This is a genomic window from Pseudomonas sp. IPO3778 (assembly GCF_013386825.1).
GTDB lineage: Bacteria > Pseudomonadota > Gammaproteobacteria > Pseudomonadales > Pseudomonadaceae > Aquipseudomonas.
The window spans coordinates 21,990-34,301 of sequence record NZ_JACARC010000037.1 but is presented as its reverse complement, the minus strand read 5'-3'; the positions used below and the strand labels follow the sequence as shown (position 1 = coordinate 34,301).

Annotated in this window: 9 protein-coding genes; 3 read left to right on the top strand and 6 right to left on the bottom strand. The window is 59.2% G+C overall.

Annotated elements, in window-relative coordinates; all coding sequences use genetic code 11:
- Positions 1 to 93: 93 nt before the first annotated feature.
- From HX855_RS18565 to HX855_RS18545, 5 genes are all read right to left on the bottom strand, one after another.
- Complete coding sequence (locus tag HX855_RS18565) at positions 94 to 1,071, bottom strand: D-glycerate dehydrogenase (protein WP_177088051.1); 978 nt, start codon at positions 1,069 to 1,071, stop codon at positions 94 to 96.
- Positions 1,071 to 2,366 carry an MFS transporter gene (locus HX855_RS18560; protein ID WP_177088049.1) on the bottom strand — a complete coding sequence of 432 codons (1,296 nt, stop codon included), beginning with the start codon at positions 2,364 to 2,366 and terminating at the stop codon, positions 1,071 to 1,073. The genes HX855_RS18565 and HX855_RS18560 overlap by 1 nt, the downstream gene beginning before the upstream one ends.
- A gap of 111 nt (positions 2,367 to 2,477) precedes the next feature.
- On the bottom strand, positions 2,478 to 3,440 hold the full coding sequence (locus HX855_RS18555; protein ID WP_177088047.1) for a sugar kinase: 963 nt from the start codon (positions 3,438 to 3,440) through the stop codon (positions 2,478 to 2,480).
- Positions 3,433 to 4,215 (bottom strand): sugar phosphate isomerase/epimerase, encoded by a 783-nt coding sequence (locus HX855_RS18550; RefSeq protein WP_177088045.1) that lies wholly within the window; start codon positions 4,213 to 4,215, stop codon positions 3,433 to 3,435. Before HX855_RS18550 ends, HX855_RS18555 begins: the two co-directional genes overlap by 8 nt.
- 89 nt (positions 4,216 to 4,304) lie before the next feature.
- The gene (locus HX855_RS18545; protein WP_177088043.1) at positions 4,305 to 5,369 is read right to left on the bottom strand and encodes a LacI family DNA-binding transcriptional regulator; all 1,065 of its coding nucleotides are present in this window, start codon (positions 5,367 to 5,369) and stop codon (positions 4,305 to 4,307) included.
- A 258-nt stretch (positions 5,370 to 5,627) separates the two neighbouring features.
- Here HX855_RS18545 and HX855_RS18540 point away from each other — a divergent pair, with 258 nt between their 5' ends.
- The 3 genes from HX855_RS18540 (at position 5,628) to HX855_RS18530 (ending at position 11,589) form a co-directional block, all read left to right on the top strand.
- A complete protein-coding gene (locus HX855_RS18540) occupies positions 5,628 to 6,869 on the top strand; it encodes a hypothetical protein (protein ID WP_177088041.1) in 1,242 nt (413 codons plus the stop codon).
- 218 nt (positions 6,870 to 7,087) lie between these two features.
- Positions 7,088 to 9,091: a hypothetical protein gene (locus HX855_RS18535; RefSeq protein ID WP_177088039.1), complete on the top strand. Its 2,004-nt coding sequence runs from the start codon at positions 7,088 to 7,090 to the stop codon at positions 9,089 to 9,091.
- A 233-nt stretch (positions 9,092 to 9,324) separates the two neighbouring features.
- Positions 9,325 to 11,589, top strand: a complete 2,265-nt coding sequence (locus HX855_RS18530) for an autotransporter outer membrane beta-barrel domain-containing protein (protein ID WP_177088037.1) — start codon at positions 9,325 to 9,327, stop codon at positions 11,587 to 11,589.
- Positions 11,590 to 11,650: 61 nt separating this feature from the next.
- Here HX855_RS18530 and HX855_RS18525 read toward each other — a convergent pair whose 3' ends face one another.
- Positions 11,651 to 12,112 (bottom strand): hypothetical protein, encoded by a 462-nt coding sequence (locus HX855_RS18525; protein ID WP_177088035.1) that lies wholly within the window; start codon positions 12,110 to 12,112, stop codon positions 11,651 to 11,653.
- Positions 12,113 to 12,312: the final 200 nt, after the last annotated feature.

Here is a 12,312-nt window from a genome sequence, read left to right as displayed (position 1 = left end):
AATGTGGGAGCTGGCTTGCCTGCGATGCAGACGCCTCGGTGTATCAGGTACACCCCGTTGATGCCATCGCAGGCAAGCCAGCTCCCACAGTAATCAGTGTTTCCAGGCGGCCGGGTTCACCAGGTTCTTCGGTTTTTCACCCGCCAGCGCCGCCAGCAGATTATCCACGGCACACCGCGCCATCGCTTCCCGCGTCTCATGGGTGGCCGAGCCGATATGCGGCGTGGCCACCACGTTGTTCAAGCGCAACAACGGCGAATCGTGCTCCAGCGGTTCCCGCACAAACACATCCAGCCCCGCCGCACGAATCGTGCGCTGTTGCAGCGCTTCGATCAGCGCCACTTCGTCCACCACCTTGCCCCGGGAGATGTTGATAAAGATCGTCTCCGGTCCCATCAGTGCGAACTCTTTGGCGCCAATCAAACCTTCGGTTTCAGCGGTCAGTGGCAAGGTCAGGCACACAAAGTCAGCTTCCCGGAGCAGGTCCGGCAGGCTGCGGTATTCCGCGTTGAAACGTTGCTCCACCGCAGGCTTTGGCGAGTGGCTGTGGTAGATCACCGGCATGCCAAAACCGAAGTGCCCGCGCTGGGCCAACGCTTCGCCAATGCGGCCCATGCCGATAATGCCCAGGGTCTTGCCGTGCACGTCGCTGCCAAACTGCAGCGGGCCGATGTTCTGGTTCCAGTTGCCGGCGCGCACCATAGTGGCCAGCTCCACCACCCGGCGCGCGGTGGCGAGGATCAGTGCGAAACCGGTATCGGCGGTGGTTTCGGTGAGCACGTCGGGGGTGTTGCTGAGCAGGATGCCGCGCGCGGTCAGGTAGTCGATGTCGTAGTTGTCGACGCCGACGGACACGCTGGCCACAGCCTCCAGATTGGGCGCCAGGTCCAACAGTTTGGCGTCCAGGCGCAGGCTGGCCCCGAGCAAGCCTTGGGCGGTCGGCAAGGCCTCCCGCAGCTTGGCCAGGCCGCTGTCATCCAGCGATTCAATCAGCGTGACCTCAGCCTGCTCATGCAGGCGGGCCATCAGCGGCGCAGAGAGTTTCTTGTAGAGCACGACAGACTTTTTCATCAGGTCTTTACCTTCAATTCAAGGGAATGCAGCGGGGCGCGTTCGCGGTCACTGGCGCCGGGCTTGAGAAAAATCGTCAGCACCACCGACACCAGCAACGCACCGCTCATCAGCAGGTACGAGGCGCCGGGCGAACCGGTGCTGCTGTTGAGGTAACCCACCAGGTACGAGCCGCCAAACGAACCGAGGGCGCCCATGCTGTTGATCAGCGCCATGGCGCCACCGGCGACGTTGGCCGGGAGGATTTCCGGCACGATCGCAAAAAACGGCCCGTAAGGCGCATACATGCACGCCCCGGCGATCACCAGCAGGGTGTACGACCACCAGAAGTGTTCGGCGCCGAGCACGTAGGACGCATAAAACGCGATGGAGGCGATCAGCAACGGCGGCCACACAAAGCGTTTGCGCTTTTGCAGCTTGTCCGAACCCCAGGACACCACCAGCATGCCGATCACTGCCGCCAGGTACGGCAGCGCCGACAGCCAGCCGGCCTCGACCATGTCCATCTTCAGGCCGGCCTTGAGGATCGATGGCAGCCACAATACGAAGCCGTACACGCCAATGCTCCAGCAGAAAAACTGCAGCGCCAGGATGATCACCTTGGGCGAGCGGAAGGCTTCGGCGTAGTTTTTCACCGCCTTGATGCCCACCTGTTCTTCGGCGAGGGCGGTTTCCAGGTCTTTTTTGTGCTGGGCGCTGAGCCACTTGGCGTCGGCGGGTTTTTCGTCCGCCAGCTTCCACCAGATAAACGCCCAGATCACGGCCGGCAAGCCTTCGATGATAAACATCCAGCGCCAACTGAAATGCTGCACCAGGTAGCCCGAGACCACCGACATCCACATCATGGTCACCGGGTTGCCGAGGATCAGGAAGGTGTTGGCCCGGGAGCGTTCGGCGCGGGTGAACCAATGGCACAGGTACACCAGCATCGCCGGCATCACCGCGGCTTCCACCACCCCGAGCATGAAGCGGATCACCACCAGCATGTAGGCGTTGGACACCATGCCGGTCAGGGTGGCCAGGCCGCCCCAGAGGATCAGGCTGACGAAAATCAGCTTCTTCACGCTGCGCTTTTGCGCGTAGATCGCGCCCGGCACCTGGAAGAAAAAGTAGCCGAGGAAGAACAGCGCGCCGAGCAATGACGACATGCCGGGGGTGATCATCAGGTCTTCGGCCATCCCGGAGGCGGCCGCAAAGCCGTAGTTGGCGCGGTCCAGGTACGCCAGGCTGTAGGTGATAAACACGATGGGCATGATGTACCACCAACGGCGGGTGGCGAGTTTCAACGGTTCCATAAAGTTGCTCCTGAGCTTGTTGTAGTTGTGGCAACAGGTAGTGGTGCAGGCGCGAGCTTGCTCGCGAAAAACGTAAGGGCGCCGCGTTTATTCAGGTGGCCCGTGTCATCGTTAACCACCTTCGCGAGCAAGCTCGCTCCTACCGTAGGCGGGGAGATCTTCACGCAGCGGCAAACCTTCCATATCGCCGCGGCTCTGCACTGCGCGGCTGCCGATCCAGTTGCCGCGCTGCACGGCCTCGACAAAACTGAGGTTTTCCAACAGCGCGCTGATCATGCCGACCGCAAACCCATCGCCGGCGCCTACGGTGTCGATCACCTTGGCCACTGGCACAGCGGCAACGAAACCCTGGTCCAGCTGCGTGCGGTAATACGCGCCATGGGGGCCGAGCTTGATGGCCACGGCTTCCACGCCCTGGTCCAGGTAAAACGCGGCGATGTCGGCCGGGTCTTCAAAACCGGTGAGCAAGCGGCCTTCGCTCAGGCCCGGCAACACCCAGTCCGCCAGGCAGGCGAGGGCGTTGATTTCGCGGATCATGCGTTGCTCATTGGCCCACAGGGACGGGCGCAGGTTCGGGTCGAAGGACACGCTGCGGCCCGCCTCGCGCATTTGCGTCATCAACTGGCGCGACAGCTCGCGGGCGGCGTCCGACAGTGCCGGCGGAATCCCGGTGGCGTGCAGGTGCCGGGCTTGCAACAGTTCGGGCTTGATCGCTTCCACCGACAAATGGCTGGCCGCCGAGCCACGGCGGAAGTATTCCACCTGGGGGTCATCGCCGGCCTCTTCACGGGACTTGAGCTGGAAGCCGGTGGGGTGCAACGGGTCGACCGCCACATGCCGGCAGTCCAGGCCTTCGTTTTGCAGGGTGTCCACCACAAAACGGCCGAGTGAATCGGCGCCCACGCGGCTCAACCATGCCACGTTGAAACCCAGGCGCGACAGGCCGATGGCGACATTGCTGTCGGCCCCGGCGATGCGTTTGTGAAACTGCGCGACCTGGGCCAGGTCGCCGGTCTGCTCGGCGACAAACATCGCCATGGTTTCACCAAACGACAGAATATCGATCTCAGACATTTGCGTTCTCCACGCGGGGCTGGCCGAGGACGGCGAGGGCGGCGACCTGGTGTGCGGTGACCTGTACCAGGTCATCACCTTGCAGGGGAAATTCCACGGCCCGGGTAATACCTTGAGTCATAGACCTGAGCAGTTGTTCCCACAGATGCAGGTCGGCGGCGCCCGGCGGTTGCGCCACCAGCTTGCCGTCGCCTCGCCGGGCCACGGCCTTGCAGTGCAGGTAATCCACATGCCGGCCCAGCAAGCGTGCGGCGGTGGTCGCGGATTGGTCCTGCCATTGCCAGTTGCCGATATCGAAGGTCATTTTCACCGGTACCGCCAGGCGTTCGACTTCGTTGAAAAACCGCTGCATCGGCTCGATGCGCCCGCCGTGCAGGGTCTGGTCGTTTTCCACCAGCAGCTTGACCGAGTGGCGGTTGAGCAGGGCGCTCAAGCTGTCCAGGTCGTTGGTGTCGGTGAAATAACCCAGGGAGACTTTCAGCCAGCGGGCGCCGAACGCCTGGGCGCGGTCGAGGGTGGCGGCGAGTTCGGCGTTGGGTTGGGAGCGGCCGGCAACCCAGAGTTCCAGGGGCGAGGAAAACACGCACTCCAGGCCGTGATCCGCCGCGGCGTGGGCCAGTTCAGCGGGCTGTTCGGTGGTCAGCAGCTCTTCACGCCATTCGATGCGTTGCGCGCCGGCCCGGGCCAGCACTTCAACGAAATTCAGCTGGCCACGATCGCGGACCAGGTCGGCACCGTAGCTGGAAAGGCTGATGGAAACGGGGTATTTGTGCATTGTTGTTTACCTCTGAAACCGGTTTCATTTTTATACGCAAAATAAACATGTGGGAGCTGGCTTGCCTGCGATGGCGGCGTGTCGGTCGACTACTGCTTCGCCCGAGAAACCGTCATCGCAGGCAAGCCAGCTCCCACAAGGGATTGGGTCGAGCCTCGGATAATCAATTGCGGCAGAAAATCCAGGGTGCGTGTCGGCGCTGTGTCCCCGCGCAACCGCTTGAGCAAACAGTCAAACGCACTGGCGCCGATCGCTTCTGTGGGCTGGGCGAGGGCCGTGATGCCGCTGCCCACCAACGGGTACCAGTCCAGGTCATCCAGGGCGATCAAGCCGATATCGGCAAACAGGTTGCAGCCCAGTTCCTTCAGCGCACGGGTGCAGGCCAGCGCGGCGATGCCGTTGGCGCAAAACAAGGCTTTGGGGCCGGCGTGATCACGGGAGAGAAAGGCGTGCAGGTGGCTGTTCAAGTCGCTATCGATCTCCAGCACCGAGCCGGTAAGCAGCGGGCGCCGAGCGATTTCGCTCTTGAAACTCACCAGCCGCTCCAACCGTGAGCTGGTGCCATCGGGCGCTTCGCTGACCAAAAGCAGGTCGCGGTAGCCTTGCTGTTCAAGGTGCTCAACCGCCATGCGCACTGCCACCGGATTATCCAGCCCCACCAGGTCGCTGTGCAGTGGCTCGACCTTGCGGTCTACCAGCACCAGGGGCATTTCCCGTTGCAGTTCCAGCAGCTGGTCAAGGTGATGGCCCAGGGTATTCACGATCAACCCTTCGATGTTGTAGGCGCGCAGGGCGGCCAGGTGCTGGCGCTCCTGCTCGTCGTCGCGGTCGGTGTTGCACACCACCAGGCTGTAGCCGTGTTGGCGGCAGGCGGTTTCCACACCGTGCATCACGGCAATTGAATAGGGGTTGCGGATATCGGCCACCAGCATGCCGATCAGGCGGGTGCGCCCGCGTTTCAGGCCACGGGCCATCTGGTTCGGGCGGTAGCCGAGTTCGTCGATGGCCTGTTCGATGCGCAGGGCGATGGCGTCGGAGAGCAGGGCACGGTCGTCGCCGATAAAGCGTGACACGCTGGCTTTGGAAACCCCGGCACGCTCGGCCACGTCAAGCATGGTTACGCGGCTGCGCTGGGCGGCGGAAAATGGAGTCACGGTAGCGCCTTTCTTATTGGAGTTGATGTTGCACTGAAACCGGTTTCAGAAAACACCAGCGGGCCCGCTTCGTCAAGGAAATCTTCGCTGACTCAATAGGCGTTTTTGCCTGTGATATCCGACGAGTGGCGGCGAGACCTGTTAGATCTGACAGTATCCGCAAGCGTGTAGGAGGTATTCAATTAGTCCAGAAGCGCGGGTATGCAGGATCGATTGACAGCCCGCACGTGGAGATTGTCTGAGTCACGGGAGGTTTTTATGAGCATCCGTCATGCGGGGAAATCCGGTGTGAATGGGCCGTCGGGTCCAGGTGGCGTCCTGCTGCTGGACGCGCCCGAGGTTGTCGAAGCATTGCCGGACGGATTGGTGCCCGCACGGTTTTATTTCGCCGATCTTGAGGTGGATATTCCAACACCGTGGGCATTTTTACCCAGCCCCGGCAGAGACCAGTATCTGGTATTCGAATGGAATGTGCGTGGGGCCCGCCCCGTTGATGCGCCCCCTATTTTGCTGCCAAATCCAATGACCCCGGCAAACTTTCCTTACCGTGCACAAATACCCCAGGCTTTTTTGCTGAGCAGCGCAATCGTTGATCTTAAATATCGCGTGCATAACCTAACGCCAATCAGTCCAAGCTTCGATGATTCCGACGTCAGGACCATCAGAATCGACCGTGATGCGCCTGGTGCAGGCGCCTTGCTGCCACCGGCCATTTTCCCCATTGATCCGATTACCGAGGCCTACCTGATCGCCAATCCCCAGGTGGCCATGGAAATCCCGGACGGCTATCTGGGGCGCGAGGTGGGTGACAAGATATTGCTCTATTTTTCTGATTTGAATCTGCTGCCAACGGGTGTACCTACCTTGGTTTCGTTGCCGCTGGCCAGCGCCAGCGGCCGGATATTCGTCGACGTGCCCAGTGATGTGTTCCGCCTTTATCCGGGGGCTCTGTTTCTTTTTTGTTTCTACCGGTTGGAGGATCGTGCCGGCAACGTAAATCCGTTGTTTTCGCAGGTGGCACGGGTTGGGCTGCAGACCAGTCTGCCCCCCGTCACTTATCCACGGCCCAGCTATCCTCAGGCGGCAACGAATGCCAGAGGGGTCATGACCTGCGACAACCAACCTCCGATCTGGCAGGGGGTCGAGGTGTTCGTTGCCGCTCATGCAGACATCCGCGATGGGGACCTGGTAACGATGCGGTTCCAGGGGTACGGCCAAAGTCCCGATGTCAACCCAGACCCCTCCCTTGTTGAGACCCTCACCCACTTCTGGGATGGGGTCGCTGATGCCTCTGGGTACAGTTTCTGGATTCGTGATGTCGAGCGTGTTATCCGCCCCTTGAAAAACAATGCGGGAGGCGGGGCAACCTACATGGTGAGCAGGGCAGGTGTCGATATCGGCCTCTCTGCGACCAGGTACGTACAGTTCGATCGCGAGGTGAACAGCTCCCAACCAGATCCCATTTACTGCTGGATCGACGGTAACGGCCCCGAGCCTTAGTCCGGTTGCTTCAGACCCTGAGCACTGGCACACGTCCAGTGCTCAGGAGGTTCGGCTATTTTTTCGAAGAGCGTTGATTGGCCGAAAGTCTTTCGGCTGGAGAAAGTGTGTCCAGGTTTCAGTCACCCGAGCGTAACTCTGTACCGAGGGCGAATTAGGCCTGGAGACTTTGTGAGTACTTATGCGGCGCCTACCTTAAACAGTAAGGAGAGATTGAAATGAGCAGCAACCCCAATGCCACAAATGTGCCAGGGCCTCTGGCTATCACCGCACCCACGATTGTCGAGGCGCTGGATGTTGCATCAGGCCTGATTCCGGCGAGGCTCGCGGATCAGGGTATAACACTTGAACTCAACGGCGGCGGGATCACACGGCCAACCGACTGGATGAGTGTCGAATTACGCGCTGTCACATTTCCTCCATCATCCTGGGCCACCCTGGTGGCACCCTTCCAGATCGGGACGGCGGTTTTGCCGATCCCCCGGTTTGTTCCAGCACCTCCACCTGAGTTTCAACATGGTCTTTATGAAATAAAAAACACACAGTACCGTAATGCTGGCACGGTACCCGGCCCTTCCTTCGACGAATCGGACCCCGCGCCATTCAGGGTCGACACCATTGCGCCCTACGCGGTCGCGACGTCCCGTGAAGAGCCGACTGCTCCTGTCTTCGCGAATGTGCCACCGGGCACGGTCATCGACAATGCATTTCTCATTGCCAATGGGGGGGTGGAGATTACCATCCCTCCCAATACCTACGGCCCCCAGCCCGGGCGCTTTGAAATCGGTGACACGATCAATCTCTATTTCAGTTCGACCATGTTCCCGACACCAGGGGATTTGGTGACGGGCCCAGGCTTGCCGATGACGGCGACGGGCGCAACTTTTTTCCTGGCTGCGGCCGATATCCTCCTGAGCGGCTTGTACTATATTTTCTATACCATCACTGACCGGGCCGGTAACACCAGTCGGGTTTCTTTCAATGCCTTCCGTACCGTGGCATTGCTGGATGATCCGGTTCCCCTGGAGCCTTTTCTCCCCTTGGCTCCTGCGCCCAGAGGAGGCAGTACAGACGATTTGCTCGATATAGCGGATTACCTGCGAGGGATCGACGTCCATATCGAAGACTACGTGGACAATGCCCCAGGGCTGGACCAGTTCGAAGTGCAGTGGGCAACGCTGCCCTTTAGTCGGCAGTCACCTCCGTTGTCCACGTTCCCCGTGGTCTTCGACGATAATACGTACAATATGAATGACACGATCAAGGCTGCGTACACGGCGACGCTTGGCCCGCAGTCGGTGGACGTGAGTTACCGGATTGAACGCAATGGCATCTTTTACCCTTCTCCGGTTAAAACGGTGCGGCTTGACTTGTCGGTGGAAGGCCCCGTACTGGATCCCACCCTCGAGCCTGGCTCTGTGAACCCGGCACTGAACCTGGCACAAGTGTTTGGTACGGGCCCCACGCCTGTGTTGAACGAACTGCACTTTGAGGACGCGAACCTGCCCGTCAGGATCGATATTCCACTCTGGACGATTGCTGCATTGCCCCATGCCAACAATCAATTCTTCTTGTTCTGGGGTGCGTCCAAAGAGCGCGTCGGGCCTTTTCCCTTGAGCACGACGGTGCCCGGTGACACCGCTACGTTTGAAATTCCCTGGGACGTGGTTGCCCGTCATGGTAATGGCCCGCAGCCGGTCAGCTATGTCGTGACCGGCCCCGGTACCACGAACGAAAACCCGTCAGGGATTACGACCGTCGACGTAATCGACGCTGTCACGGTGGAGCTGTTGCCTGCGGAATATTTGCGTATTGATGCTAACGGCGAGTGGTCTTGCGAGTCGTTGCTTACCCGGATGCCCGGTTCGCCACCTGTGCTCTATGCCGAGCTTTTCATTCCCGGCGACCCACGGTTAGTAGTGAATAATACCGTGACAGTGACACTCACGATTCAGAACGATTTCCCAGGGCTGCCACCGGGTCCCTTTACAGAGACGATTACCACTGCGCCGTTGACGGCTGATAACGTAGCAAATGGCTTTAATGTTGAGGTGACTTACCGTCCATTCCTGGCCCAGGTGCCGTTTGGGCCTGCCGAAGTCACGTACACCACGGTAGTAGACACCGGGGCAACAGGGCGCGGTTTACCGGCTGCGCAGTATACCGGGTTCTCGAACCCTAACTCCTTCTGCGACGGGATAGAAGCGCTCGACTTCCCCTAACTCAACCCAGTGATGAAACCACAAAAGGGAAGCATGGCTTCCCTTTTGTGCGTCTGACTGCTGCGAATCCTTTTTCCTACTTGTCCTATTGCCAATCACTTTTTCTGTTCGGATTAGTCCTACATCAATGGGTATCTCTGCTGCGTAATCTCTGCGCCGCACAGGGTGAGGCTCCATTCCGAGAGAACGAGCCAAACCGTTTTCAAAGGCTCTATTACAGAGAGTGATCCCCAATGCCAGTGTTAGCCAACTTCGAGCTCAATCCCTTGAGCAAGATGATGAAAGTTCCAACCATTACCTTTCTTATGTTTGCCGCCGTTCAAACGACGGCCCAGGCCGGTCAGCTGATTGGCGAATCAAAAACCATCGATGCCAGTGAGTTGAACAATGACTGGCAACTGGACCAGAAGTCCGACCTGACACTTAACGGTGCGCGGGCACAACATATCCTTGTCAACGACTCGGCACTGATCGTCAACGCCGGCAGCCGGGTTGATGACATTCGGGCGACCCAGGGTTCCACGGTCAGCCTCGACGGTGCCACAGTGGAGTCGAACCATCCGCTGTTTGGCGCGGTACGCCTGGACGACAGCTCTGCCGTCATCAGCAACAGCACGATCACCAGCAATGCCACGGTTGGCCTGCAAGCTTTCGAGTACCTGGGCTCGGCCCAGGGCGGGATTGCACACGTATTCAACAGCACTATTCGCGGCGCCCTGGGTGGAGCCATGGCCTTTGGCAACAGTGAGCTGAACTTCAACCAGAACACCCTGGTGGAAGGTACTGGCGCCGACAGCTTTGGCGTATGGGTTGAGGGCGCGACTGTCACTGCCAGCCAAAGCCGCATTATCGGCGGCAAGAACGGGGTAGTGTTCACCGAAGATTTCGATGGCGGTGGCGTGGGCAAACTGGTCCTGGATAACGCCAGCGTCGAAGGTCGCAGCGGTTCCGCCATCGTCGTTCAAGGCGAGTTCGGTTCGACCCCGGAAGCTGAAATCGATGTGCGTAACGGCTCCACCTTGACCGGCGGCAACGGCACGTTGCTGGAAGTCACCGGTGGGGGCGTGGCCAGCATGAACGTCGACGATAGCCGTTTGAATGGTAACGTCATCGTCGAAGACGGCAGCACCGCGCGCCTGAGCCTGCAGAACAATGCCGGCCTGACTGGCCAGTTGCAGAACGTCAGCAGCTTGAGCGTAGGCGACCGTTCTTTCTGGGAGTTGACCGGTGACAGTCAAGTGGGAGCCTTAAGTCTGGCCGGCGGCATCGTGAAGTTCGGTACTACCGATGCGTTCTACCAGCTCGACCTGGATAGCCTTGAGGGCAACGGGACCTTTGTCATGGGCACCGATTTTGCCCGGGGCGTGACCGACTTTCTGAATATCACGGGAGAGGCCACCGGCAATCACAGCCTGTTGCTTGCGGCCAGCGGTGCGGAGCCGGTCAGCCCCGAAGAGATTCGTGTCGTGCACACTGGCGGCGGTGACGCCGAGTTCTCCCTGGTGGGCGACAAGGTGGATGTGGGGGCCTATTCCTACGGCCTGAAAAAAGACGGGACCGACTGGTTCCTCGACCCGAACAACCGCGCCATCAGCCCAAGCACCCGCTCCGTGCTGGCCTTGTTCAATACCGCACCGACCGTGTGGTACGGCGAAGCTACCTCGTTGCGCACGCGTATGGGTGAGCTGCGCTTTGAGCCGGGCCAGGCAGGCTTATGGGGCCGTGGCTATGGCAACAAGTACAACGTGGCCGATGGCAACGGGGTGGGCTACACCCAGAACCAGCAAGGGTTCTCCCTGGGTGCCGACATGCCGTTGGCTGACAGCCAGTGGCTGATCGGCGCCATGGTCGGTCACAGCAGCTCCGACCTGAACCTCAAGCGCGGTACATCGGGTAACGTCAAGAGTTACTACGTAGGTGGCTACGCAACCTGGCTGGACGAGGAGAGTGGCCTGTACTTTGATGCGGTGGCCAAGCTGAACCGTTTCCACAACGAGTCCAAGGTTGGATTGAGTGACGGAACAGGTTCCAAGGGCCAGTACACCAACACCGGTGGCGGTCTGTCGGCAGAGTTCGGGCGTAACATCAAACTGGACGACGACTTCTTTGTCGAGCCTTACGCTCAACTGTCGACGGTGGTCATTCAGGGGGCCAATTACAGCCTGGATAATGGGCTGCAAGCCAAGGGTGAAAGAACCCGTTCGATCCTGGCCAAAGCCGGTGCTACCGTTGGGCGCAATATCCAGCTCGACAGCGGCAGTGTTGTTCAGCCGTACCTGCGCGCAGCCAGGGTGCATGAGTTTGCCAACAACAACAAAGTCGCGGTGAACAACAACGTGTTCAACAATGACTTGTCCGGCTCGCGTAACGAGTTTGGTGCTGGTGTTGCGGTTAAACTGTCGCAGAACCTGCAGTTGCATGCGGACTTTGAACACAGCAGTGGTCAGAAAATTGACCAGCCCTGGGGTGCCAACGTAGGCGTTCGTTACTCCTGGTAAGTCGTCGCAGATAAAAAAGCCCGTATCGAGAGATACGGGCTTTTTTGCGTTTGCTTGAGGGTCAGCTCAAAAGGTCAAAGACTAAAACCAATTCATGAGGGTTTCCATGGGGGTCGGTCTCGGTTTGTCCCACAAGGCGCCCACTGACTTTTATAATGCCGCTGACCAGTGCCTGGATAACCAGTTCTCCAGATATACAACGCACCGCGTAATGCTCCGTGGGCGATTTTACGGAATACCAGACCCTTACCTTTGTGAACTCGGTGTCCTCTAACCGTATGATTTTATCGGTTTCGGTGTCATCCGGAATCTGGATATAAAACTCTTTGATCGTAACGGAGTTATCCGCGTACCGGCCGTTGATAGCGTATATGCCTTCATCGAAGTCGTGTACTACGGTCTTGGTCTGCGGGTTCGTGACAATACGGTCAACGGCTGCGTTAAAAATACCCGTGGCCGTGAGGGCCCTGGGTAGTAGCCGTTTTTGTTGGGCGGGGGTTAACTGTTGCGCTTGTGCTGACATGATCGCTTCTCCATCGTCGATGATTGTGCGAAAACCAGGGTTCAAGTCATTCTGGTCAGGCTATGAAATAGCAACGTTGCCCGGCCTGTAAACTGTCAAAAATAACAGTTTACAAAGCCTGTCTTCTGCGAGTGACTGACCCACCGCAATGTTGGAAGGCTTGGGGTTATTAGACGCCGTTCCCGCGTGCTGTCTACTGG